Genomic DNA, 24,718 nt, shown 5'->3' with positions numbered 1-24,718 from the left:
TAACGTCGATACGTAATGTACGTTTCCGCAGGTCAAACGGTGGGGCGGGCGGGACTCGAACCCGCGACCGAGGGATTATGAGTCCCCTGCTCTAACCGGCTGAGCTACCGCCCCGGCGCGGGGATCGTATCCCGTACGCCTGTGCCCCGGCCACCGGCAATCGGCCGGGACCGGCCTTCTTTGATCAAGCGATACCAGGTCTATATCGGCGGAATATCGGTTAAACGGAGATCAACCGGCCGTCCTTCTTCGCCGAATCGTCCGGGCCGTCCGAGCGGCCTGGTGTGCGCCGGGGTGGCCGGCCCGGCCACCGGACCCGGTCGCCGAGGTCGTGCACCAGCGCCGGGACCGGCAGCGAGCGGACCACGACAGTGTCCAGCGGCACGCCGACCGCGACCGCGGTGCCCAGCTCGGCCAGGGTGACCGGCGGTACGACCGCGAGCGCGGAGAACGTGGCGGCCAGCACCACGCCGGCCGAAGTGATCACGCAGCCGGTGATGATCGGGCCGCGGAGCACCGCGGTGTCGATCCAGGTGACCCGCGGCCGCTTCTCGACCGCGCCGGCCACGCGTGTCCAGAGCCGGGAGTCCGCCGTGGTGCCGCGGGCCGGCGGGCGGCGCGGCCAGAACGCCCAGCGGCCGCCGAGCAGCAGCGCGGGGAGGAGCGGGATCATCGCGATCAGCGTGGCGGCGACGCCGACCGCGGAGATCGGGCCGAGCGCGCGGTTCGAGTTCCGGCCGGACGGGAGCAGGCGGAGCCGGGCTGCGATCACCGCAACGCCCGCACAGGCCGGAATTCGCCGCCGCCAGACGCGACGCGCCCACCCGGCCGTCGGGTTTCCGGGGCTCGGCCCCGGAGCGGGGCATACGAGAGAGGCCACCCGGCTCGCGTTTTCTGCGGGCAGGGTGGCCTCTGGACTCTCGCTCCCCCGATTGGACTCGAACCAATAACCTGCCGGTTAACAGCCGGCTGCTCTGCCAATTGAGCTACAGGGGATCGTGCACCGCTCGGGCTTCGGATCTCTCCGCTCCCTGGCGACGGACACAACCTTACATGACCTCCTGGGGGGTTCTGCCACCGGGTTACCTGACGAGGGAGTGCCAGGTTTTCGGACATTTCAGTGACTAACGCACACGGGGGCATGGCGCGGGGGCAGGATGGGTACGTACCCCGGCAGCAACACACGACAGGCGCGACAGCGCGGCCGGAGGGCAGCGCTGCGTCAAGGCACGAGAGGAGCCGCCACCATGCGCGGAAAGCTTCTGTTCATCGGCGGGCTGGCCGCGGGGTTCGTCCTGGGCGCCCGCGCCGGCCGGGAGAAGTACGAGGAGCTGCGGGTGCAGGCCCGCAAGGTTCTGGACCACCCGACCGTGCAGGAGGCCGCCGGCGTCGCGCAGGCGCAGGCGAACCGGCTGTACAGCGAGGGCAAGGACAAGCTGGCCAACAGCAAGCTCGGCGAGAAGCTGTCGACCACCGGCAGCACGTCGGCCGGCAGCACGACGACCAGCACCCCCACCTCCTCGATCACCGCGACCGACGACACGTTCGCGGGCTCCCGGAGCAGCAACTCCACCTACTGATCGCGACACGGAGAAGGCCCCCGGTGCGAACCGGGGGCCTTCTCCGTGTGCGGGGAAGCTACTTCTTGTCGCGCACCTTGCGGTCGTCGCGCAGCTCCAGGAACGGCTCCTTGTCCGCCGGTGTCCCGGACGCGATCGCCCGCCGCCGTTCCAGCTCCGCGTCGAACTCCGCGCCGAGCAGGATCGCGATGTTGGAGATCCACAGCCAGACCAGGAAGACGATGATGCCGGCCAGCGTGCCGTACGTCTTGTTGTAGGACCCGAAGTTCGCCACGTAGAAGCCGAACGCGGCCGAGGCGACCACCCAGAGCAGCACCGCCATGATGCCGCCCGGTGTGACCCAGCGGAAACCGCCGGTCTTCGCGTTCGGCGAGGCCCAGTAGAGCACCGCGAACATCAGGCTCACGATCACCAGCAGCACCGGCCACTTCACGATGCTCCAGGTGGTGACCGCGGCGTCGCCGAGCCCGATCGCGGAGCCCACGGTCTCGGCCAGCCCGCCGGTGAAGACCACGATCACCGCGCAGGCGACCAGCATGATGCCGACCAGTGCGGTGACGCCGACCCGGATCGGCAGCGTCTTCCAGACCGGGCGGCCCTCCGGCACCTCGTAGATCGAGTTGGACGCGCGCATGAACGCGCCCACGTACCCGGACGCGGACCAGAACGCACCGGCCAGACCGAGGAGCGCGATCAGCCCGGACGACGTGTCGGCGGCGCTGAGCTGTCCCGCCATGCTGTCCAGGATGTCGCCGGTCTCGGTCGGCAGCAGCGGCTTGATGCTGTCCACCACGCGGGTGAGCGTGTCGTCGCCGAGCAGGCCGAGCACCGCGGCGAGCACCAGCAGGCCCGGGAAGATCGACAAGACGCCGTAGTAGGTCAGCGCCGCGGCCCAGTCCGTCAGGTTGTCGTCCTGGAACTCGGTCACGGTTCGCTTGATCGCGTTCCAGAGCGAGTTGCCGCTCAGCTGGGCCGGGCTGTCCGGTCCCTCCTCCGGCGATGCGGGCGATTCGTCCGCCGGCTTGGTGCCCTGCTCATCGTGTTTGTCCGTCTTTGCGTCGTTACCATGCCGGTGCAACAGCGACATCGCCGTCCTCCCTCTCCGCGTACCTCCCCTCTGACTGCCCTGAGCAGCGAAAATCTAACCCTCGCCGGGACCGTGCCGACCTGATCGGGCATGACCCGAGTTTCGCGGACCGTGGTGGCCGCAGCGTGCGCCATGCTGTTCGCGGTGCTGGCCGCCGGCCTGCTGCCGGCTGCCGGCGCGCTCGGCTCCGGCCTGTCGTCGCTGGTCACGCTCGCGGTGGCGGGCGTCGCCACGGTGCTCTGCGCGCGGGCCGCGCGCCGGGCCGGGCACCGCCGCAGCCGCGCCTCCTGGAGCCTGCAGGGCGCCGCGTGCGTGGCCTGGTCGTTCGGCCCGGCCAGCTGGGCCTGGCAGGATCTGGTCGAGCAGGCGCCGCCGATGCCGTCCCCGCTGGTCGTCGGCGCCCGGATGACGTTCTTCGCGCTGCTGTTCGCGGCGGTCTGGACCACGTCCCGCGCGGTCGGGGTGCGGGCCCGGCTGCGGATGGCCCTGGACGGCGTGGTCGCGGCCGCGGCGGTCTTCATCGTGGCGTGGGGGACGTTCTTCGAGGAGATCTGGCTCCAGGCCGGGCAGGACCGCCTGTACGTCGCGTGCGGCCTCTGCTACGTACTCGGCGACATGGTCCTTCTGATCTTCTGGATCGTGCTGGTGCTGACCGAGTTCCCGGCCGGTGAGCGGCGCGGCCCGTTGCTGATGGTGGCGTCCCTGGTCACCGTCATGCTGGCGGACACCGCGTTCACCTACCTGGTGCTGCACGAGGGACGCCCGTTCGGTGCGATCAACCCCGGCGTCTGGACGCTCGCGATCGGGCTCTACGGGATGGCCGCGCTGGTCTACCGCGGAGGTGACACGCCCCGCCGGGAGCCGGTGGCCGGCTCCCGCTTCGCGATCTACGGTCCCTACCTGCCGATCGTTCCCACCGCGATCTTCTGCGGCTTCCAGATCGCGGCCGGGCGCACGCCGGACGGAGCCGCGAACATGGGTCTCATCGTGCTGTTCGCCGCCGTGCTGGTCCGTCAGGTGGTGGTGCTCGGCGAGAACCGGCTGTTGCTGCGCCGGCTGGCCGGCAGTGAGAGCGTGCTGCGCTACAAGGCCACCCATGACTCGCTCACCGGGCTCGGCAACCGCGCCAAGCTCACCGCGCGCCTGCGCGAGCTGCTGCCGGCGCCGCCCGCCCGGATCAGCCTGATCTTCCTGGACCTGGACGACTTCAAGGAGGTCAACGACAGCCTCGGCCACGTCGCCGGCGACACCGTGCTGACCACGGTCGGGCGGCGGCTGACCGGCGTGCTGCGGCGTACCGACACCGTGGTCCGGCTCGGCGGCGACGAGTTCGCGGTGCTCCTCGAGGACTTCGACGGCGATCCCCGGGCGCTCGCCCGGCGCATGCTGGAGACGTTCCAGGAGCCGTTCGAGCTGGACGGCCGGCGGATCGCGCTCGGCGCCTCGATCGGCCTGGTCGAGGTGGCCGCCGGCGATCTACGCGACGCGATGGAGGTGCTCCGGGACGCGGACGTCGCCATGTACGCGGTCAAGCGCGCCGGCAAGAACAACGTGCAGCTGTTCAACCCGGGCATGCACCACACCACGTCCGAGGAGCTGGAGCTGCGGGCGGACCTGGTCACCGCGCTGGACACCGGCGCGCTGCACGCGGCGTACCAGCCGATCTGTCACGCGGCGACCGGCGAGATCCGTGGCTTCGAGGCGCTGGCCCGCTGGACGCATCCGGTGCGCGGGCCGATCCGCCCGGACCGGTTCATCGCGATCGCGGAACGCGCCCACCTCAGCCGGCGCATCACGTCGTTCATGCTCGACCGCGCGCTGAGCGACCTGCGCTCGTGGATCGACGCGGGCGCGTCGCCCGCGCTCAAGGTGACGGTGAACATCGGCGCGGCCGAGCTGGGCGACCCGTCGCTGCCCGGCCGCCTCGTCGACGCGCTCGCGCGGGCGAACCTGGCCGGCGAGAACCTGGTCGTCGAGATCACCGAGACCGCGCTGATGGACGACGACCCGGACCACGTGCTGGCCGCGATCCGCCGCATCCAGTCGCTCGGCATCGACCTCGCGATCGACGACTTCGGCACCGGCTATTCGTCGCTGGCCCGCCTGAGCCGCTTCAACGTCGAAGCCCTGAAGATCGACAAGCTGTTCGTCGGTGATCTCGGGACGCCGCGCGGCCGCGACATGATCACCGCGTTGATCGCGCTGGCCCGCTCCTGTGGCATGGTCACGGTCGCCGAGGGCGTCGAGGAGCCGTTCCAGCGGGACGCGCTGCGCGACCTCGGCTGCGACTTCCTCCAGGGCTACCTGCTGTCCCGGCCGGTCCCGGCCGCGGACGTGTTGCCGCTGCTGGCGGCGAAGGTCTGACGAGCAGAAGCCATTTTCCCGCTTCCGGCGCGGTGCGGTCCGCACGCTCCCGCGGGCACCGGTCGTCGCTGGCGCTCCTCCCTGCCGGTCCCGGCGTGGCCGGGAAGGGACCCGGCCCGGTCACGGCAGGGGAAGATCCCGGGGCGGGCGGTAGGTCCAGTCGCGGTCCGCGTCGGTGATCGGGCGCAGCACCCGGGCGGGCACGCCGCCGGCGACGACCATCGGCGGCACGTTCGCGGTGACCACGGCGCCGGCCGCGATGACCGAGCCACGCCCGACGGTCACGCCGGGCAGGATGACGGCACCGGCGCCGATCCACACGTCGTCCTCGATCCGGACCGGCGCGGAGAACTGGGTGCCGTCGTGGCGGATCTCCGGGTGCACCGGGTGACCGGTCGCGGTGATCGTCACGTTCGGCGCGAACATCACCCGGTCGCCGACGACGATCTCACCGTCGTCGACCAGCGTGAGATTGACGTTCACGTAGACGTCGTCACCGAGATGGGTGTACCGGCCGTAGGCGACCCGGATCGGTGGCTCGACCCAGACCCGTTCGCCGACGCTGCCGAGCAGTTCGCGCAGCAGCCGGTCCCGCTCGGCGGTCTCCCGGGGCCGGGTGGCGTTGAATTCGTGCGCGATCTCCTTGCCGCGGACCCGCTCCTCCGCCAGGCCGTCCAGCCCGGGGTCGGCGTCCCGGTAGAGCTCCTGGCTCGCGATCCTCCGGCGTACCTCGCGCTCGCGCTCGTCCATCGGCGTCCCCTCGATTCGGCGATCTTCGCAGTTCACAACCTAGAACAGGACAGGCGATCGGTGAGAGACAGGTGATTTAGCCGATTCGCCGGACCGGCCACCGAGCGCACTCTTATCGATGTCCTTCGAAGTCATCGAGGCAGGGAGTACAGCGACGTGCACAAGCCACGACTTCTGAGCGCGGCCGTCCTCGCGCTCGCGCTGACCGGCGGGCTGCTCGCCGGTGCCGGGCCGGCGTCCGCGGCCGACAGTCCGTACGAGCGGGGCCCGGACCCGACGAACGCGAGCGTGGAGGCGGTCCGCGGGCCGTTCGCGACCGCGGAGATCGGCGTGTCCTCGCTGCTGGTGAGCGGCTTCGGCGGCGGCACCGTCTACTACCCGACCAGCACGGCCGAGGGTACGTTCGGCGCGGTGGTCATCTCGCCCGGGTTCACCGCGTACCAGTCGAGCATCGCCTGGCTCGGGCCGCGACTCGCCTCGCAGGGCTTCGTGGTCTTCACCATCGACACGCTCACCACGCTGGATCAGCCGGACTCGCGCGGCCGTCAGCTGCTGGCCGCGGCCGACTACCTGACCGGGTCCAGCGTGGTGCGGAGCCGGATCGACCGGTCGCGGGTCGCGGTGATGGGCCACTCGATGGGTGGCGGTGGCTCGCTGGAGGCGGCGCGCAGCCGCCCGGCCCTGCAGGCCGCGATCCCGCTGACCGGGTGGAACACCACCAAGACCTTCTTGACGGTACGGGTGCCGACGCTGATCATCGGCGCGGACGGTGACACGGTCGCGCCGGTGGCCACGCACTCGGAGCCGTTCTACAGCGGGCTGCCGTCGTCGGCGGACAAGGCCTACCTGGAGCTGAACGGCGCCACGCACTTCACGCCGAACTCGTCGAACACCACGATCGCGAAGTACAGCATCGCCTGGCTGAAGCGCTGGGTGGACGACGACACTCGGTACACGCAATTCCTCTGCCCCGGTCCCAGCCTGAGCCTCAGCGTCGAGGAGTACCGCAGCACCTGCCCCTTCTAAACCGAAATATCACCTTATAGGCTTGGCGTGCCGTACATTTGTGCGACACGCCGCGCCTCTTCCTGGTTTTCCCGCCGCGAGGTTGTACCTTGCTCGGATGGCGCAGACCAGCACGCCAGACGCGCGGCTCGCCCGGCTCCGCGGCCCGGTGGCCCCCCGCCGGCACAATGCCCGCACGATCGCGGCGCTCACCGGGAACCCGGGCTGTGACCGCCGCGCGGTCATGGACGGCGCGGGCGTGGACAAGATGAAGGTCGCCACGCACATCGGCTTCCCCGGGCGCTTCGGCCAGTCGTCGTTCGCGATCGTCCGCGGCAACGTCTTCGAGGCGCGGCTGAAGGCGAACGAGGGCGCCGAGCTCGTCGGCCTCCTCGGCGTCGATGTCCCGAAATATCTTGACCTGTCCGGCGGGCCCAAGGCCTCGAACGAGGAGCGCTACGCCCGCACCCTCGAGGCGCTGCGCGACAACCCGGACACGCTGCTCGACCACCCGATGCTGCGGCTCGCCGTGGCCGGCAAGCACGTCTACCTGGAGCCCGACCTGGTCGCGTTCCAGCTCGACGACCGCTACCACATCGTGGAGATCAAGTCGTTCCCGGTGATCGACGAGCAGGCCGACCCGGGCAAGGTCTCGGCCGCCGCCACCCAGGCCGCGGTCTACGTGCTGGCGCTGCGCGAGGCGCTCGCCGAGGCCGGCCGCGACCGGGACGCGGTCTCCCACGAGGTGCTGCTGGTCTGCCCGAAGGACTTCTCCAACCAGCCGATCGCCAGCATGATCGACGTGCGCCGCCAGCTCGGCGTGCTGCGCCGGCAGCTGTCCCGGATGGCCGGCATCGACCAGCTGCTCGACCGGCTTCCCGAGGGCATCTCGTTCGACCTGCGCGTCGGCGACGACGGCGAGCCCGCGCGCGACCCGGAGGCGCTCAAGGCCGACGTCGCGGCCGTGCCCGCCCGGTACGCGCCGGACTGCCTGGCCACCTGCGAGCTGTCGTTCTTCTGCCGCAGCGAGGCGCGCACGTCCACCGCCGTGCTCGGCCGGTCGGTGCGCGAGGAACTCGGCGGCATCGAGGACGTGCAGACCGTGCTGGGGCTGGCCAGCGGCCGGATCGAGCCGGAGCCGGAGCAGGCCGAGGCCGCGGCGATGCTCCAGGCCGCCTATCGGCTGCGCGCGGAGCTCGTGCCGTGAGCACGCTCACCGCGCTGGCCAAGGCGCAGGCGGTCGCGGCGGGCCGAGCACAACCGATCGCCACGGTACGGCACGCGTACCTCTCGGACCTGCCGCTGGTGTTCATCCCGCTGACCATGGCCGGTGAGGCGAACGCGCCGCTGGCCGCCATGGTCGGCACCGACGAGGACCGGCCGGAGCTGCTGATCGTGCCGCAGCCCCGGGACCGCGCGCAGCGCTTCGAGTTCGCGGCCCGGCTCGCCGAGATCCTGCTGCCGTACGTGGAGGGCTTCTGCGGCGCGACCGAGGCGGTGCCCACCGACCGTAAGCGGGACGTGCGCTACCGCTACCTGGAGGCGCCGCAGATCCTCGTGCCCGCGCCGGCCGGTATCGGCTTCATCCGGCTGTTCGGCCGGTCCACCCGCTTCCGGCGCACCGACGGCGACTATCCGGTGCACCCGGACGTACCGTTGCTGGGTCGTTGGCTGACGTTCTTCGCGGACCGGGCCGAGCAGCCCGGCTCGTCCATGCTGCTGCCGATGACCGACCTGCTCGCCGCGCACTGGGCCACCGGCCAGAGCGGGCACGAGGACGCGCACCTCGGGTCGCTGGTCAACTGGATCGCACCACCGCCCGGCAGCACCGGCGCCGCGGCCGCGCGGCTGGCCGAGGACCCGGAGGTGTGCCCGCCGGCCGGCCCGGCCACCGACCCCGGCTTCGACAACGACGTGCTCGGCCCCGCGATGGACGTCTACCGGGCCGCCACCGAGGCGGACGATCCGGAGGCGGAGCGTGCGGCGTACCGGCAGCTGGAGGACCTGCTGCGTGGCCAACTCGCGTCGACCTGGGACCTGATGTGGCGCGGGCTGCGGGTGATGCGGGCGATGCCGCCCGGCGCGTCGGTGGACGGCCGCTGGGCCCAGGACCGCGACGTGTTCAGCGACTTCTCGCTCTACGTGCAGGGCGGCGGCGCACCGCAGGCCCGGCGGGACGGTGCGGTCGCGGCCGCCACCCGGCTGCACAAGCTGGAGCGCGCCGGCCAGTCGTACGCGATCGAGCGCGCGTTCGACGACCCGCTGATCATGGCGGAGCACCGGCTGGGCGGCGAGGCGTTCGTCGGTGAGGTCACGCTGTCCGCGCCGGCCCGGGTCGACGACACCGGCAAGCGCCCGGTGCTGCGCCCGCGGATCCAGGTGGTCACCACGGACCCGGTGCTGTTCACCGAGGGCACCACGCTGGTCTCGCCGTCCCGGCAGGCGCAGCGGGCCCGCGTGGTGTTCGTGACGCCGGTCGAGGAGGGCGACAAGACCGAGGTGGTGCTGGAGCTGTCCGGCGGCATGGGCCGCGGGCTGACCGCGCCGCCCGGCAGCGTGCCCGAGGTGGGGGAGCGGATCTGCTACACCAGCCTCAGCCTCGGATACGCGCCGCCGGGCACGTTCCCGTCGCGCGAGGAGACGCCGTGGACGCACGGCGGCCCGCCGCAGTACTCGATCGCGGACGACCCGCTGGACCAGGGCGACCACGCGGCCGCGGAGGACTGGTCGTGACCTCGCCGGGCAAGGCCGCCAACGCGGTCGTCGACGCGGTCCTGGCCGACCTCGGCACCGGCTCGCACCGTGGCGTGGTGGTCGACTCGCCGCCCGGCGCCGGCAAGTCCACGCTGGTGGTCAAGGCCGCGCAGGTGCTGGCGAGGGCCGGTGAGCAGCTGATCGTCATCGCGCAGACTAACGAGCAGGTCGACGACCTGATCGACCGGCTCGCCACCGCGGCGCCGGAGCTGCCGATCGGTCGCCTGTCGGCCGGTGACTACCGGGCGTCCGAGCGCGTGGCGCAGCACCGGTCGGTCACGGTCGGCGCCAAGATCGGCGATGTGAGCCAGGGGTCGGTGATCATCGCCACGGCCGCGAAGTGGGCCACGGTCGGCGACGGCTCCTGGGGCTGGGCGATCGTGGACGAGGCGTACCAGATGCGCTCGGACGCGCTGCTGCGTGTGGCGTCCCGGTTCTCCCGCGCGCTGTTCGTCGGCGACCCCGGCCAGCTCGACCCGTTCTCCACCGTGGAGTCGGCCCGCTGGACCGGCCTGACCTGGGACCCGATGCTCAGCGCGGTCTCCGTGCTGCTCCGCCACAACCCGGACCTGCCGGTGCACCGGCTGCCGGTCTCCTGGCGGCTGCCCCCGTCCGCGGCCGAGGTGGTCGCGCCCGCGTTCTACCCGTTCACCGGCTTCCGCGCCGGCACGTCGCCGGGTGACCGCTCGCTGGTGCTGGACACCGGATCCGGCGCGGACCCGATCGGCGCGGCCGTGGCGCAGGCCGCCGCGACCGGCTGGGCGCTCTACGAACTGCCGGCCCGGCACACGCTGCGCACCGACGGCGAGGCTGCGGCCGCGTGCGCCGCGCTCGCGCTGCGCGTGCTGGAGGCCGGTGCGGTCGCGGTCTCCGAACGCTCCCGGGACGGCGCCCCGGTGGACGCGACCCGGATCGCGATCGGCACCGCGCACCGCGACCAGGCCGCGGTGATCCGCAACCTGCTGCGCGGCACGCCCGGCGAGACCATCACGGTGGACACCGCGAACCGGCTGCAGGGCCGGGAGTACGACGTGACCGTGGTGCTGCACCCGCTCTCCGGCCGCCGCGACGCCACCGCGTTCCACCTGGAGTCCGGCCGGTTGTGCGTGCTCACGTCCCGCCACCGGCACGCTTGCATCGTGGTGGCCCGGGCCGGCATCCCGGACCTGCTGGACGCGCATCCGTCGACCGATCCGGTGCACCTCAACGTGCCGGTCAGGTTCCCGGACGGCTGGGAGGCCAACCACTCGATCCTGGCTCACCTCACCGCGCACCGGGTGATCGCGCCGCGCTGAGGCCGTGCACCGCGATCGCGCCGCGCGGCTATGACCGGCGTCACAGAGCGTACGCGGCGGGTCAAGTCGTGGTCGTGGATGTTTCTCCCGTCCGCCGGACTAGGAAAAGCCGGAAATGTCCGGGTTTCGGGTGATGCGGGGAAAAGCGCGAGCCGGGCCGGACCTGTAGCCTGCCATGGGGTCCGCGATCGGTCCCGGCACACTTTCCAGGCACCGGCGGAGGAGGGGACGCGGGTGAGCGACGCACGCCCTGCCTTCCGGCGCGTGCCGGCGGACATGTTCGCCTTCACCACCACCGAGCGGGCCGACCTGCACACCGCGGTCATGCAGGTGTTCGGCGAGGCCGCCGAGCGGCTCCGCGCCGCGCTGACGTTCGACGAGGTGCTGGCCGGCCTGCCCGAGACCGGGTGGTACGAGCCGGTCTCCGACGAGTCCCTGGAGTACACGCTCGGCGCGCTGCACAAGCACGGCCTGGTCGACCGCGCCCAGAACCACGCCGCCCACTACGCCTCCGCCGCGGAGTACGAGCGGCGCAACCTGCACTACTCGCTGAGCCGCAAGGGCGAGGCGGCGTACCAGGGCCTGCTGCTCGCGCTCGACCTGCTGGACGGCTCCGGCGCGCTGCAGACCTCGGTGCTCGACGCGATCGCGGCCCGGCTCGGCGAGCTGGACGCGCTGCTCGGCGACGAGGGCGCGGACGACCGGCGGATCCACACCGCACTGACCGAGCTGGAGGGTCACCTCACCGCGCTGCGGTCCGGCGTGGTCCGGTTCAACGGCCGGCTGCAGCGCCTGCTGCGCGACGAGGGCGCTGACCCGGCCGTGTTCCAGGAGCTGAAGCAGGCCACGATCGCGTACCTGACGGACTTCGTGACAGACCTGGACACCCGCCGGCTCACCGTGGCCGACGCGGTGGCCCGGATCGAGGAGCGCGGCGTCGAGGTGCTGCACGTCCGGGCGCTGCGCGGCGCGGATCTGCCGGTGCTGCCCGGCCGGCCGGACCCGGCACCGCACTTCCTGGAGCGGCGTGCCGCTCGGTGGGCCGCGCTGCGCGAGTGGTTCCGGCCGGCCGGCGGTGGGCGCGCGCGAGTGGAGGAGCTGGCCGACACCGCGCGCGCCGCGATCGTGGCGCTGATGCGCGCGCTGGAGCGGTTCAGCGACAGTCGCCGGCGCGGGTCCAGCACGGCCGCGGACTTCCGCACGCTGGCCCGCTGGTTCTCCGCCGCGGAGACGGACGAGGCCGCGCACGAGCTGTGGGCGGCCGCGACCGGGCTGTGGTCCGCGCGGCACACCCACCTGGCGCCGGACGATCCGACCGCGGTCGGGCCGGGCACGTCCTGGTTCCGTGCGCCCGGCGTGCACGTCTCACCGCTGTTGCGCACGCACGGGCAGTCCGACCGCGTCTCGCGTACCGCGCGGGTGCGGGACACCACGGAGATCCGCGAGCAGCGCCGGCAGCGTGCGCTGCGCGAGCGGCTGGAGCTGGAGGAGGCGTGGTCGCGGCTGGCCACGCCCGGCCCGGTGCGGCTGTCCGCGTTCGCCCGGCTCGACCAGGGCAGCTTCTCGCGTCTGCTGGAGCTGCTGGCCCGCGCGCTGACCGTGCCGGCCCGGGACGGCGAGCGGCGCGCGTCCACGGCGGACGGCCGGCTGGTGGTGGTGCTGCTCCCGCCGCCCGACCACCACCTGGCCTACCTGCGCACCGCGCGCGGCGTGCTGGTCGCGCCGGACTTCATCGTCTCGATCAGCGAGTCCCGCCCGGGCCAGGCCGCACCGGTTCCACTGCGCACCGACTTCCGCCGCGAGGCGACCGCGTGACCGATCTGCGATCGGAGCTCGACCGGCAGCGCGGCACCGAGCGGGCGCAGGCGATCCGCGCGCTGCTGGCCCGGCCGCTGCTCACCCGCGCCGCCGACCCGGAGGACTTCTTCCTGGTCGCGCGGCACGCGGCCGAGCTGGTGCCGTGGTTCGACGAGCACACCGGCTGGCGGCTGTCCGTCGAGGCCCGGCAGGGCTACGCCCGGCTGGCCAAGGTCTCCGCGCGCCCGGACGGCACCCGGCCGGCCCGCCGCCTGCGCGGCAACCGGGACCCGTTCGACCGCCGGCGGTACGCGTTGTTCTGCGTGCTCGCCGCGGAGCTGCTCACCGGCCAGGTCACCACGATCGGCATCCTGGCCGGCCGGCTGACCCAGGCCACCGTGGTCGAGCCGGCGATACCCACGTTCGACAGCGCCAGCCGTGAGGACCGGCGCGCGTACGTGGACGCGCTGCTGCTGCTCGAGCGGTTCGGCGTGCTCACCGCGACCGACGGCAGCACCGACGCCTACCTGGAGCACACGGACGCGAAGGTGCTCTACCGGGTGGACGCGACGCGGCTGGCCCGGCTGCTCGCGGCGCCGCAGTCCCCGTCCCGGCTGCCCGGACCGGACCTGTCCGCGCTGGTCCGCGAGGACCGCGCGGACGACGACCCGGACCGGCTGCGGCACTCGCTGGTCCGCCGCCTGCTCGACGACCCGGTGGTCTACTTCGACGAACTGCCCGAGGCCGAGCGGGCGTACGCGACCGGTGTCCCCGGCCGCCGGGCGATCCGGGCCGCGATCGAGGAGGCCGGGCTGCAGCTGGAGGAGCGCGCCGAGGGTCTGCTCGCGATAGACCCGGACGCGGTCGCCACGGACGAACGCTTCCCGGCGGAGAACAGCGTGCCCGGCCAGACCGCGCTGCTGCTGCTCGACTCGATCCTGGCCGCGCACCCGGAGCCGGTGCCGCGCGCCGCGCTGGCCGAGCAGATCGCGGCCCGGTTCGCGGAGCTGCCCGCGTGGGCGCGCACCTACCGCTCGGACGGCGGCCCGCAGCGGCTGCTCACCGAGGCCCTGGGTGTGCTGGAGCGGTTCAAGTTGATCTTTAATGACGAGGTGATCCGCGCCCGCCCGGCCGCCGCACGCTACGCGGCGCCCACCACGAGCGCGAAGACCCCGAGGCCCCGGAGGGCGCGATGACCCTGCTGACCCTGCCCCAGCAGCAGCCGTCCGACGACCCGTTCGCGGTCGCGGTCGCGCGGCAGCTGGCCGGCCAGCTGCGCTCGGACCGCTGGGCGCCGACCCGGGCCGGCGTGCTGAACGTGTGGCGCTACTTCGACGAGGTGTTCACGTTCCACCACGGGCGGCTGCTGCTGCGCGGGCCGAACGGGACCGGCAAGTCCAAGGCGCTGGAGCTGCTGCTGCCGTTCCTGTTCGACGCGTCGCTGCGCCCGTCCCGGCTGTCCACGTTCGGCGGTTCCGAGCGCACCATGCACTGGAACCTGATGGGCGACGGCTACCCGCACACCACCCGGGTCGGCTACGTGTGGCTGGAGTTCGGCCGCACCGGGCCGGACGGCGCGGCCGAGTGGTTCACCTGCGGGGCCCGGCTCGCGGCGTCGTCGAACACCCGTACCGTGGACGCGACGTTCTTCACCACCGGCTCCCGGGTCGGCGTGCCCGGCGGATTCTCGCTGGTCAAGGCCGGCAACGTGCCGCTCACCAAGGCCGACCTGGCGACCGCGCTGGACGGCCACGGCACGGTGCACACCGGTGCCGAGCCGTACCGGCGGGCGGTCCGCGAGGCGGTCTTCCGCGGCCTGTCCGACGCGCAGTACGAGGCGCTGATCGCCACGCTGCTCCAGCTGCGCACGCCGAAGCTCTCCGAGCACCTGAACCCGGACGCGCTCTCCGAGGTGCTCTCCCGGGCACTGCCGCCGCTCGACCCGGCCGGACTCGCCGAGATCGCCGAGGGCTTCGAGCGGCTGGACCGCAGCCGGGAACGGCTCAGTGCGCTGGACGCGGAGGTCGACGCGGCCACCCGGCTGGCCGAGCGCCAGCAGCAATACGCCCGCCGCGCGTTGCGCCGTGGCGCCGCCGACCTGATCAACGCGGACGCGGAGCTGGACGAGGTCGCGGGCGAGGCGGCCCGGCAGCGGGACGCGCACGCGGCCGCGGTCGCGGAGCTGGCCGAGGTGACCGAGCGGCGCGAGGAGCTGGAGCGCGACGTCGCGCTGACCGAGGAGGCGATCGGCGGCCTGCGGGACAGCGCCGCCTACCGCGACGGCCAGCAGCTGGACGGGTTCCGGGCCGCGCTGCGCGAGGCGAAGCGTGCGGAGACCGCGGCCGAGGCGTCCGGCGAGGCCCGGCGCGCGGACGCGACCGGCGACGCCGAGCGGGCCGAGACGCGCCGCGCCGAGCTGGCGTCCGCGTCCGCGGCCGTCGAACGGTCCTGGCACGAGACCAGCGCGCTCGCCCGGCGCGCGGGCCTGGCCGGGCTGGTCGAACCGCTCGCCGACGAGCCGATCGACCAGGCGCGGGCGCTGCTGCGCGGCGTGCTGCTCGGCCGCGAGGGCCAGGTCGAGGAGGTGCGCGCCGCGATCGTGGCGCACGCCCGCGCCGCCGCGGAGCGGGAACGGGCCGCCGCGCGCCGGGAGGCCCGAGCGGCCGACCGCGACGAGGTGCAGGCCACGCTCACCGCGGCCCGCCGGGCGTACGAGGAGCGAGTCGCCGCGCACCGGGAGAGCATCGCCGCCTGGGCGGCCGCCTGCACCGTGCTCCCGGTCGCGCCGGTCGCGCCGGTCCTGGCCGACCTGGGCGGCGACGAGGTCGCGCTGGCCGCGCTGATGGGCGACGTGGTCGCGGAGGTCCGGGAGCGGATCGCGGCCGACCATACCGCCGGCATGGCCCGCGACCGCGAACTGCTGGCCACCCGCACACCGCTCTCCGCGGAGTACGCCGCGCTGACCCGCCGCCCGCCCGGCGACCCGGCCGCGCCGCCGCAGCGCACCGCGGCCCGCGACGCGAACCGTCCCGGTGCGCCGCTCTGGCGCGTGGTCGCCTGGCACGACGGCGTGCCACCGGCCACCCAGGCCGCGGTGGAGGCCGCGCTACAGGCGTCCGGGCTGCTGGACGCGTGGATCCGCCCGGACGGCTCGATCGGGCTGGCCGCGGACGGCCACGACTCGTTCGTCGCCTCGATGGGCGCGGTCCCGGCCGCCGGTGATTCGCTGCTGTCCGTGTTGGACGTGGCGCCGGTCGAACGCGGCGAGGCGGCACCGGTCGCGCCCACCGTGGTCCGGCAGATCCTGAACGCGATCGGGTACGGCGAGACCGCGCCCCGGCTCGGCGCCGGCGTCGGCGCGGACGGCACCTGGCGGCTCGGCCCGGCGTACGGCAGCTGGGCCAAGCCGGAGGCCGAGTTCCTCGGCGCGGATGCACGCGAGCGGGCCCGCCAGCGCCGCCTGGCCGAGCTGGCCGGCGAGCTGGCCACGCTGGACGCGGCCCGGGAGAAGGTCGCGGTCGCGATCGCCGGCCTGCGTACCGAACGCGCCACGCTGGACGCGGAGGCGGCCGCCCGCCCGTCCCTGGCCGACGGCGCCCGCGCACTCGAGGCGGTGCAGCGCGCCGAACTGCGGCTGGCCGCGCTCCAGGACCAGCTCACCGACGCGGAGTCGGACCTGACCGCGGCGGACGAGACCGCCCGCGCCACGCTCCGCGAACTCACGCTGACCGGCTCCCGGCAGAGCCTGCCGACCACGGCCGGTGACCTGGACCAGCTCGCGGACTCGCTGCGCGCACTACGCCAGGCCGGCGAGGGCTGGCTGGCCGACCGCGCCCGCCGGGACGCCGCGGCCGACCGGCTGGCCGACGCGGAGGAGGCGGCGGCCCGGTCCACGGCCGCCGCGACCGAGGCCGAGGAGACGCTGACGGCCGCGCGGGAGAAGGTGGAGGCCGCGCAGACCCGCCTGGAGTCGGTCGAGGGCGCGGTCGGCAGCGACTTCGGCGCGGTCCTGGACCAGGTCGACGTGCTGCGCGCGCGGGCCGAGGGCCTGCGCCGGGACGAGCGCGCGCTGCGCCCCCGCCACGACGAGCTGATCAGCCGGATCAGCGACCTGAACGCGCGCGCCGAGGCCGCCGAGCGCGCCCGGGACGCGGCCACGGCCGACCGTGACGAGGCGGTAGCCCGGCTGGCCCGGCTGGCCGGGCTGCTCGGCCCGGACGCCGGGCTGGAGACGCGACTGACCGGGCTCGGCGCGGTCACCGCCACGCTGCAGGCCGCGCGCGCGATCGCGGAGGAGTGCGGCAGGCTGCCGCACGGCCCGCGGCACCTGCGCCAGGACGAGAGCGCGCTGGCCGACGTGCTGCACACCATCCGCGAGTCGCTGACCGGGTACGCCGACCTGGCCATGGAGGCCGACGAGCAGTGCGACGTGCAGGTGGTCTCGGCCACCGTGGACGGCCTGCGGATCAGCCCCGGCCAGCTGGCCGCGCGGGTCACGGGCGAACGCGACGAGACCCGCGCCCGCCTCGGCGAGGAGGAGGCCGCGCTCTTCGACCGCACGCTGATCGGCGACACCCGGCGGCACGTGGCCGAGCGGATCCGGCAGGCGACCGGCCTGGTCCGCCAGGTCAGCGCGCAGCTGGAGCAGGTGCGCACCGTCTCCGGCCTGGGCGTGCGCCTGGTCTGGGAGGTCAACCCGGACCTCGGCCCGGGCCTCAAGCAGGCCCGTGACCTGCTGCTGGCCGACCCGTCCACGCTCTCCGACGACGAGCGCGCGGTGCTGCACGACTTCTTCCGCGCCCGGATCGACGAGCTGCGTACCACCGGCGCCGCGACCGGCTGGGACCAGCAGCTCAGCGAGGTGCTCGACTACCGGCGCTGGCACCGGTTCGTGGTCCAGATGCGCTCCGGCGGCGAGGAGTGGGCGCCGGTCACCCGCAAGCAGCACGGCGCGAAGTCCGGCGGGGAGAAGGCGATCGTGCTGCACCTGCCGCTGTTCGCCGCCGCGGCCGCGCACTACCGGGCCGCGCCGGAGGCACCGCGGCTGATCCTGCTGGACGAGGTCTTCGTCGGCGTGGACCAGATGAACCGCGGTCAGCTGATGGAGGTGCTGACCGGCCTGGACCTGGACCTGATGCTCACCTCCGACCAGGAGTGGTGCACGTACTCCGAGGTCGACGGCATCGCGATCCACCAGCTCATCGCGGGCGACGTGGACGGCGACGAGGCGGTCACCACCGCCCGCTTCGTCTGGACCGGCCAGGACTTCCTGCCCGCCGACGAGCCCAGGCAGCCTTGACATCAAGTTTGAGCGGGTACGTTGGGCCACATGGCCGTCTTGATCGACTTTGACTCCCTGCACGGCAGCGTGGCCCCGGAGATCCTGGACGCGGCCTACCCGGTCGCGGAGGACGTTGACGACCTGCGCCCGCACTCCGGCGGCGCGCTCGGCACCGTCGGCCAGGACAGCCCGGCCCCGCAGCGCGCCTGGGCCGGCTTCGTCGACGGCACCCTGACCGGCCGCTGCGAGTGCGGCACGGTCACCACCGGCCCGGAGAACTTCTGCGTCCACTTGGTCGCCGTCGTCGTGGCCGCACTCAACGAGGCCTTCCCGTGGTCGCCCACCGCAACGCTGCCGGACACGCTGGACGGCCCGGTCACCGCGCCACCGCCCGGCACCGCCGCGACCGCCGGGGGCGCGGCCCGGCCGCCAGAATCGCCGGAGTCCACGATCCGCCGCCTCGTCGGCGTAGCCTCCACCCTTCCCCCGGCGACGCTGGCCCTCCTGCTCGCCCAGCACGCCGCCGTCGACCCACGCCTGGAATCCGCGCTGCTCACCGCCGCCGGCCTCCCCACCGCCCACATCGTCAAAAGCTCCTAGATGTGCTGTCCCGACGGATTGGGGGCGCGGTGGGCGGGTGGGTGCCCGCCCGCCGGTCGATCGGTCGATGACCTTGCTCGACCATTCCGGACGATCGCGGCAACGGGCGACGGATCACCGGCCCGAGCGAAACCGTACGGAAATGGCGAAGTGGGCGGCTGACCGTGATTCTTCAGGCGGCCGTGGTCGCCGGGGCCGGACCACCGCGGACGATGCGGCCGCCGATCAGGACGGTGCGGACGTCGTCGGGGCCGAGGGAGGTGATGACCGCGCCGGCCAGGCGGGAGACGTCGGTGACGTGTTCGAGGCCGGCGAGTGTGACGATGTCGGCGCGTTCGCCGACGTTCAGGGAGCCGGAGGTGGCCGTGCGCAGCGTCTCGGTGGCGGCCTCGGTGACCGGCGGCGTGCCGGTGTCGGGGGTGCGGGCGGCGCGTTCGACGCGCAGGGCGGCGCGGAGGCGGCGGAACGTGTCCGGGCCGGCGGTGAAGCCGGGGAGCACCACCTCACCGCGGACGTCGATCTCGGTGGCGCCCTCGGCGGGAAGCTCGGGACCGATCGCCTCGATCCGGCCGCCGGAGATGAGCACGTCGGTCGCGGGCAGCTCGCCGAGCTGCGGATCCATGGTGATGACGTGGCCGTTGCGGAGGACGATCATGTGCTACCCCTCCCTCAGGTGAACCCGGAAAGCTTTTCAAAAAGCTATCGGCAAAGCTTTCGCGATGCAAGAGGAAATGTATGCTTGACCTCGTGAACGAGGCCACCGCACGCCGGGACGCCGTCGACGCGCTCGTCGAGGCGTGGCGGGCGGACCTGCCCACGTTCGCCGGCGTCGAGCTGGAGCTGTGCAAGCGCGCCTCCCGGCTGAGCATCCTGATCCACGAGGCGACGAACGCCAGCCTGGCCGCGCTCGGGCTGACCAAGGCGGAGCACGAGGTGCTCTCCGTGCTGCGTGCGGCCGGCGAGCCCTACCGGCTACGGCCCGTCGACCTGATCGACCGGCTGCGCTTCTCCTCCGGCGGCACCAGCAACCTGCTGCGCCGCCTGGTCGAGGACGGGCTGGTGGTCAAGGAGGCGGACGATCGCGACGCGCGTTCCACCTGGGTCCGGCTCACCGCGCAGGGCATGGAGACGGCCGAGGCCGCAGTGCGCGCGCAGGCCGAGGCGCAGCACGCGGTGCTGGCCCGGGTCAGTCCGGAGGCGGCCCGTGCCGCGGCGGACGCGTTGCGTGAGGTGCTGCTGGCACTCGGTGACCTGCCCAGCGCCGACGGGAAGAAGCGGTAACTGCGGAAAACCGCACCCATTAGCCTGTATGAGTGCGGATCTGGAGCGCGGTCGTCGCGAGTGCGCGCCTGGTCTGGGGCCTGGCGGTCGGCGCGCTGACCGCGGTCGCCACGCTGGCCGGGCTGGCCGCGGGCGGCATCGTGCTGGCGCCGGCGCTGGCCTGGCCGTCCGCGCGCGAGGCATCCATGCACCGGCTGGCCCGCACCGTGCTGCGGCTGGCCGAGTTCGAGCGGCACCGGCTCTACCGCCTGTTCGGCGACACCGAGGCCAAGACCTATCGGGGGTACGGCCCGGAGCGCGCGCTGGCGTACCTCGGCGTGCGCTGGCCGGTCGGACTGCTCGGCGGCGGCATCCTGCTGCTGTTCCTCTACGGCGCCGGCACGATCGTGTTCTTCGTCTGGTACTGGCTGACCGGCCGCTACCCGGACAACATCCCGCCCAGCCCGTGGATCATCACGTACCTCGCGGTGGCCTGTGGTTTCGCGCTCTTTCTCGGTGTGCAGGGGCTGATCGGCGTGGTTCGGCTGGAGCGCAACGTCGCCCGCCGCTTCCTCGGCCCGACCCCGGCCGACCTGCTGCGCATGCGGATCGAGCAGCTCTCGGCCACCCGCGCGGACGTGGTCGCCGCGGTCGACGCGGAGCGCCGCCGGATTGAGCGGGACCTGCACGACGGCGTCCAGCAGCGCCTGGTCGCGCTCGGCATGCTGCTCGGGCGGGCCCGGCGCAGCGGCGCGGCCGGTGACGGCGCCAAGTCCGCGGACCTGCTGGCCCAGGCGCACGCGGAGTCGCGGGAGATCCTGGACGAGCTGCGCGAGGTCGCCTGGCGCGTCTATCCGGCCGCGCTGGACACGCTGGGCCTGAAGGACGCGCTGGCCGGAGTGGCGGAGCGCGCGCCGATCCCGGTGACGGTGCGCTACGACGTGCCGGACGCGCCGCCGGCCCCGGTGGTGACCGCGGCGTACTTCGTGGTGTCCGAGGCGGTGACGAACGCGGTGAAGCACGCGTCCGCGTCCCGCATCGAGATCGTGGTGACGAGGGAGCGAAAGACCATGACGGTCCGGGTGTCGGACGACGGCGGCGGTGGCGCGGATCCGGCCGGTGCGGGGCTGACCGGCCTGGCCCGGCGGGTGGCCGCGCTGGACGGGCGGTTCGCCGTGATCAGCCCGGTCGGCGGCCCGACCGAGGTGCGGGTGGTGCTCCCGTGCGGGTGATCGTGGCGGAGGACTCCGCGCTGCTCCGGGACGGCCTGCGCCGGCTGCTGGTGGACGAGGGCTACACCGTGGTGGACGCGGTCGGCGACGGCGCCGCGCTGGTGGAGTCCGTCTCCCGGCACCTGCCGGACCTGGTGGTGGCGGACGTCCGCATGCCACCGACGCACTCGGACGAAGGGCTGCGCGCGGCCGTGGAGATCCGCCGGCGCTGGCCGTCGATCGGCGTGCTGATGCTGTCCCAGTACGTCGAGCAGCGCTACGCCGTGGACCTGCTCACCGGCCACGGCACCCGGGTCGGCTACCTGCTCAAGGACCGGGTGGCGGACGTGGGGGAGTTCCTGGAGGCGCTGGCCCGGGTGGGTGCGGGCGGCACCGCGTTCGACCCGGAGGTGGTCCGGCAGCTGCTGCGCCGGACCACGCACGCGGACCCGCTGACCCGGCTGACCGGCCGGGAGAGGGACGTGCTGGACGCGATGGCGCAGGGGCACAACAACGCGTCCATCGCGACGCGCCTGCACGTGTCGCAGAGCGCGGTGGAGAAGCACGTCCGGTCGATCTTCGACAAGCTCGGCCTGGCGGACGCGGAGGGGTACAGCCGCCGCGTCCTGGCCGTCCTCAGATACCTGGGCGAGTAGGGGTCCGGGTCGAGTAGTGCTTACGGATGCGGTAGAGCACGAACACCACCGCGACGACCGCGCACACCGCGAGCACGCCCTTGGAGTAGACGCCGACGGTCTCCTCGACGACCTGCCAGTTCTCGCCCAGCACGTAACCGGCGACCACGAACACGGTGTTCCAGATCGCGCTGCCGAGCGTGGTGTAGAGCAGGAACAGGCCGAAGCTCATCCGCTGTACGCCGGCCGGCACCGAGATCAGGCTGCGGAAGATCGGGATCATGCGGCCGAAGAAGACCGCCTTGCCGCCGTGCTTGGCGAACCACGCCTCGGTCCGGTCGATGTCCGAGAGCTTGATCAACGGGAGCCGGTCGGCGACGGCCCGGAGCCGGTCCCGCCCGATCGCCGCGCCGATCCAGTAGAGGATCACGGCGCCGATCACGGAACCGGCGGTGGTCCAGAACAGCGCCGAGGCGAGACTGAGGTCGCCGCGCGACGCGGCGAACCCGGCGAGCGGCAGGATCACCTCGCTCGGGAGCGGCGGGAAGAGGTTCTCCAGCGCGATGAGGAGGCCGGCACCGGGTGCACCGAGCGTCTCCATGATCGAGACCGCCCAGCCGGCGATTCCGTCCATCGGCGGTTCGTTGGTTATGGCCATGGTGACTAACCGTAGGTATCCGACAGCCCGCGCAGAATGGGGTGGACCGCCCAGTCGACCTGCGGAAAACCGCAGTATCACCCGTTCGGTGTGAACCGCGTCCCGGCTCCGCTGCGTGAATCTTTGTGCACCGGCGCTCACATAACTTCCGGTGGATGGGAGATCGCAATGAAGGGCAAGAAGCTGGCCGTGGTCCTCGCGGGCGCGCTGGCCGTCGGCGGCGGCGTGATCGCGGCGCCGATGGCGTTCGCCGCCACCGCACCGGCGAACGACTGCGCCGACATCGAGATCATCGGCGCCCGCGGCACCACGGAACGGCCCGGACTCGGCGTCGTGCTGACGCCGCTGGCGCAGCAGATGACCCGGGAGCTGCCACAGACGGTACGCACCACCGCGCTGGACTACCCGGCGAACTTCAACTACGCGGCCAGCGTCCGGGCCGGTGTGACGCAGCTCCAGGAGGACATCGCGGACACCGTGGCCGAGTGCCCGGAGACGCGATTCGTGCTGATGGGCTACTCCCAGGGCGCGGACGTGGTCGGCGACACGCTGGCCCGGCTCGACGGCGACCTGGCCGGCAACGTCGCGTCCGTGCTGCTCTTCGGGGACCCCACATTCACCCGCGGCGAGGACTTCAACGTCACGGACGGCACCCGGCAGGGCGTGTTCCCGCGCGGCGCCGGTGCACTGGACGGGTTCGCCGACCGGATCCAGTCGTACTGCAACCGCAACGACCGGTTCTGCCAGTCGGGCACCAGCCTGGCCGCGCACATCAACTACGCCGGCTTCCGGGACGACGCGATCGGCTTCACGGCCGGACAGCTGTAGAGATGGCGGGGCCCCGGGTTACCCTACCCGGGGCCCCACGTCGACCACCCAATTGCGCACGCCAGTGGCGTTCAAGACCGCGGATGAGGCTAAAGCCGTCGCGCTCTGCCATTGAGCTACCGCGCCGTGTTGGAGGCGCGAACCGGGCTCGAACCGGTATCACGTGGCGTCACTCCGCGACCGTTCGATCTGGCGATCGGTGGCGAATGCTGAGCCTGGAGCGAGAGTCTGACCTTGAGTCGCCGAAAGCTGCCTCTGCCGGTTGGGCTACCCCGCGGTGTGGTCGCGGGGGAAGGACTCGAGCCTTCACTGTCACCATCGAGCGTTCAGTCTGATCCGTTCGGTCTCAGCTTGTCCGGGCGCCGCATCGGGCACCCCACCCCGCCGCTCCACAGCGGGGAGTCCTCGAGTTATCGCGCGAACAGATAGCCGAAGACGGCCTCCCCGGCCTTCCCGTCGGTGACCTCGAACGTGTTCGCCTGCTCGCGGGCGAACGTCACCGCCTGCTGCAGCTTCTCACGCCAGCAATATCGCGCTCGCCGTCAGCACCAGCACCCCCACGCCCGCGATCACCCAGCCCAGCCAGCCCGGCACGTCATATTCCATGACCGCACCCCTCACTCACGCCCTCACCGGTTCACTCACGTCCAGTGTTCGAGCGCGGTCCGGCGCCGTTCAAGCCGGTCGCCCGGGTGAGTGACCGGCTATCGCCCGAAGTGCTGATAGACCGAGTCGGGCGGGGTGACCACCTCGTCCGCGGGTGGGGCCTGCACCGTGAACGGCTCGCCGAACGCGGAGTAGCGGGTCTCCACCATGGGTGCCTTGCCGGCGGTTATCGCGGGAAGGTCTATCTGCAGGTGGGTCAGGCGGCCGCGTTCGTCCAGCGTGGCCAGGAACGGGACCGCGCGGGCCGCGTCCCCGAGGCCGGAGATGTCGGACGTGCTGAACGACAGGCCGGTGCCGGTGCCCACCTGGGCGAGGTCGAGTGTGCCCCGGTAGCGGCCGTCCGGCAGCCGGCTCGCGTCCGTGATCGCGGCGAGCACCCGGTCGGCGCCGCCCGCGTCGTTGCGGCCGGGCGCGAAGCTGACCTCCTGGCCGGGTGGGATCCGCGCCGGGTCGATGCGCATCCAGCGGGCGTCCACGCCCGGGATCGGCACGCCGTCGATCTGCATGAAGACCGCGTCGCCGAGCAGCCGCGTGCGTACCGTCATGGACTGCTCCTCGCCGGTCGCCTGGCGCAGCGCGGACTCGGCGCGCCGGTTCGGCACGTCCATCCGGCTCGTGGTGCGCATCGCGTCGCCGGACGTGACCTCGACCGTGAAGCTCTCGGTCTGCAGGTGGTCGTCGGAGCGGGCGAGCGCGGTCATCGCGGCCCGCCGGGCGGGGTCCTCGGTGGCGACCGGGTCCGGCTCGCCGGAACATCCGGACAGGACGAGGGCCAGAGCAAGACCCGCGACGGTACGACTGCGCACGCGCGCCCCCTTTCGACAGCGTCCACCATATCGAAGTCTGGCGATGCACAACATTGAGAGCGCTCTCTTGACATGGGCAGCGATGACCGTCACTCTTGTGCGCACCCTGTGAAAGCGCTCTCAGAGAGCGTGGCACCGGCG

Annotated in this window: 20 protein-coding genes, 2 tRNA genes and 2 pseudogenes; 14 read left to right on the top strand and 10 right to left on the bottom strand. The window is 73.0% G+C overall.

The window, feature by feature from the left end; genetic code table 11:
- Positions 1–40: 40 nt before the first annotated feature.
- From J2S42_RS14190 to J2S42_RS14175, 4 genes and pseudogenes are all read right to left on the bottom strand, one after another.
- Positions 41–114, bottom strand: a tRNA-Ile gene (locus tag J2S42_RS14190).
- Positions 115–220: 106 nt separating this feature from the next.
- Positions 221–523: pseudogene (locus J2S42_RS14185) on the bottom strand (MMPL family transporter); the annotation flags it as partial.
- Between the two features lie 24 nt (positions 524–547).
- Positions 548–880 (bottom strand): annotated as a pseudogene (locus tag J2S42_RS14180) (MMPL family transporter); the annotation flags it as partial.
- 43 nt (positions 881–923) lie between these two features.
- Positions 924–996: transfer RNA gene (locus J2S42_RS14175), tRNA-Asn, on the bottom strand.
- Between the two features lie 251 nt (positions 997–1,247).
- Between J2S42_RS14175 and J2S42_RS14170 the strand changes: the two genes are divergently transcribed.
- On the top strand, positions 1,248–1,580 hold the full coding sequence (locus J2S42_RS14170; protein ID WP_307239347.1) for a hypothetical protein: 333 nt from the start codon (positions 1,248–1,250) through the stop codon (positions 1,578–1,580).
- 58 nt (positions 1,581–1,638) lie between these two features.
- Here the strand turns inward: J2S42_RS14170 and J2S42_RS14165 are convergent, their stop codons facing one another.
- Positions 1,639–2,667 carry a YihY/virulence factor BrkB family protein gene (locus tag J2S42_RS14165; protein WP_307239345.1) on the bottom strand — a complete coding sequence of 343 codons (1,029 nt, stop codon included), beginning with the start codon at positions 2,665–2,667 and terminating at the stop codon, positions 1,639–1,641.
- Between the two features lie 90 nt (positions 2,668–2,757).
- On the opposite strand from J2S42_RS14165, the gene J2S42_RS14160 reads away from it, so the two are divergent.
- A complete protein-coding gene (locus J2S42_RS14160) occupies positions 2,758–5,031 on the top strand; it encodes a putative bifunctional diguanylate cyclase/phosphodiesterase (protein ID WP_307239343.1) in 2,274 nt (757 codons plus the stop codon).
- 120 nt (positions 5,032–5,151) lie between these two features.
- On the opposite strand, the gene J2S42_RS14155 is transcribed toward J2S42_RS14160, so the two are convergent.
- A complete protein-coding gene (locus J2S42_RS14155; RefSeq protein ID WP_307239341.1) occupies positions 5,152–5,781 on the bottom strand; it encodes a sugar O-acetyltransferase in 630 nt (209 codons plus the stop codon).
- A 156-nt stretch (positions 5,782–5,937) separates the two neighbouring features.
- Between J2S42_RS14155 and bdeA the strand changes: the two genes are divergently transcribed.
- The 8 genes from bdeA to J2S42_RS14115 all read left to right on the top strand — a co-directional run bounded on the left by bdeA (position 5,938) and on the right by J2S42_RS14115 (position 18,513).
- The gene (gene bdeA / locus J2S42_RS14150; protein ID WP_307239339.1) at positions 5,938–6,807 is read left to right on the top strand and encodes a bis(hydroxyethyl) terephthalate hydrolase; all 870 of its coding nucleotides are present in this window, start codon (positions 5,938–5,940) and stop codon (positions 6,805–6,807) included.
- Positions 6,808–6,904: 97 nt separating this feature from the next.
- Complete coding sequence (locus J2S42_RS14145) at positions 6,905–7,993, top strand: hypothetical protein (RefSeq protein ID WP_307239337.1); 1,089 nt, start codon at positions 6,905–6,907, stop codon at positions 7,991–7,993.
- Positions 7,990–9,519 (top strand): hypothetical protein, encoded by a 1,530-nt coding sequence (locus J2S42_RS14140; RefSeq protein ID WP_307239335.1) that lies wholly within the window; start codon positions 7,990–7,992, stop codon positions 9,517–9,519. The genes J2S42_RS14145 and J2S42_RS14140 overlap by 4 nt, the downstream gene beginning before the upstream one ends.
- Positions 9,516–10,835 carry an AAA family ATPase gene (locus J2S42_RS14135; protein WP_370879178.1) on the top strand — a complete coding sequence of 440 codons (1,320 nt, stop codon included), beginning with the start codon at positions 9,516–9,518 and terminating at the stop codon, positions 10,833–10,835. Before J2S42_RS14140 ends, J2S42_RS14135 begins: the two co-directional genes overlap by 4 nt.
- Positions 10,836–11,069: 234 nt before the next feature.
- Complete coding sequence (locus J2S42_RS14130) at positions 11,070–12,650, top strand: TIGR02677 family protein (RefSeq protein WP_307239333.1); 1,581 nt, start codon at positions 11,070–11,072, stop codon at positions 12,648–12,650.
- Positions 12,647–13,828: a TIGR02678 family protein gene (locus J2S42_RS14125; RefSeq protein WP_307239331.1), complete on the top strand. Its 1,182-nt coding sequence runs from the start codon at positions 12,647–12,649 to the stop codon at positions 13,826–13,828. Before J2S42_RS14130 ends, J2S42_RS14125 begins: the two co-directional genes overlap by 4 nt.
- The gene (locus J2S42_RS14120; RefSeq protein WP_307239329.1) at positions 13,825–17,931 is read left to right on the top strand and encodes a TIGR02680 family protein; all 4,107 of its coding nucleotides are present in this window, start codon (positions 13,825–13,827) and stop codon (positions 17,929–17,931) included. Before J2S42_RS14125 ends, J2S42_RS14120 begins: the two co-directional genes overlap by 4 nt.
- Before the next feature lie 30 nt (positions 17,932–17,961).
- Positions 17,962–18,513, top strand: coding sequence for a hypothetical protein (locus tag J2S42_RS14115; protein ID WP_307239326.1), 552 nt, complete (start codon positions 17,962–17,964; stop codon positions 18,511–18,513).
- Between the two features lie 172 nt (positions 18,514–18,685).
- Here the strand turns inward: J2S42_RS14115 and J2S42_RS14110 are convergent, their stop codons facing one another.
- Positions 18,686–19,168: an amidohydrolase family protein gene (locus J2S42_RS14110; protein WP_307239324.1), complete on the bottom strand. Its 483-nt coding sequence runs from the start codon at positions 19,166–19,168 to the stop codon at positions 18,686–18,688.
- 92 nt (positions 19,169–19,260) lie between these two features.
- On the opposite strand from J2S42_RS14110, the gene J2S42_RS14105 reads away from it, so the two are divergent.
- From J2S42_RS14105 to J2S42_RS14095, 3 genes are read left to right on the top strand one after another with little or no spacing between them, the layout of a single operon-like run.
- Positions 19,261–19,794 (top strand): MarR family winged helix-turn-helix transcriptional regulator, encoded by a 534-nt coding sequence (locus tag J2S42_RS14105; protein WP_307239322.1) that lies wholly within the window; start codon positions 19,261–19,263, stop codon positions 19,792–19,794.
- A 32-nt stretch (positions 19,795–19,826) separates the two neighbouring features.
- The gene (locus tag J2S42_RS14100) at positions 19,827–21,005 is read left to right on the top strand and encodes a sensor histidine kinase (RefSeq protein WP_307239321.1); all 1,179 of its coding nucleotides are present in this window, start codon (positions 19,827–19,829) and stop codon (positions 21,003–21,005) included.
- Positions 20,996–21,640 (top strand): response regulator, encoded by a 645-nt coding sequence (locus J2S42_RS14095; protein ID WP_307239319.1) that lies wholly within the window; start codon positions 20,996–20,998, stop codon positions 21,638–21,640. The genes J2S42_RS14100 and J2S42_RS14095 overlap by 10 nt, the downstream gene beginning before the upstream one ends.
- Here the strand turns inward: J2S42_RS14095 and J2S42_RS14090 are convergent.
- Complete coding sequence (locus tag J2S42_RS14090) at positions 21,621–22,253, bottom strand: DedA family protein (protein WP_370879177.1); 633 nt, start codon at positions 22,251–22,253, stop codon at positions 21,621–21,623. The two genes, J2S42_RS14095 and J2S42_RS14090, sit on opposite strands and share 20 nt — an antisense overlap.
- A gap of 192 nt (positions 22,254–22,445) precedes the next feature.
- On the opposite strand from J2S42_RS14090, the gene J2S42_RS14085 reads away from it, so the two are divergent.
- A complete protein-coding gene (locus J2S42_RS14085; protein WP_307239315.1) occupies positions 22,446–23,105 on the top strand; it encodes a cutinase family protein in 660 nt (219 codons plus the stop codon).
- 410 nt (positions 23,106–23,515) lie between these two features.
- On the opposite strand, the gene J2S42_RS42110 is transcribed toward J2S42_RS14085, so the two are convergent.
- A complete protein-coding gene (locus tag J2S42_RS42110) occupies positions 23,516–23,617 on the bottom strand; it encodes a DUF7873 family protein (protein ID WP_442320102.1) in 102 nt (33 codons plus the stop codon).
- Between the two features lie 192 nt (positions 23,618–23,809).
- Positions 23,810–24,577, bottom strand: coding sequence for a hypothetical protein (locus J2S42_RS14080; protein WP_307239314.1), 768 nt, complete (start codon positions 24,575–24,577; stop codon positions 23,810–23,812).
- Between the last annotated feature and the right edge of the window lie 141 nt (positions 24,578–24,718).

This window comes from Catenuloplanes indicus (assembly GCF_030813715.1).
Taxonomy (GTDB): Bacteria; Actinomycetota; Actinomycetes; order Mycobacteriales; family Micromonosporaceae; genus Catenuloplanes; species Catenuloplanes indicus.
This window is presented reverse-complemented; position numbering and strand designations above follow the sequence as displayed.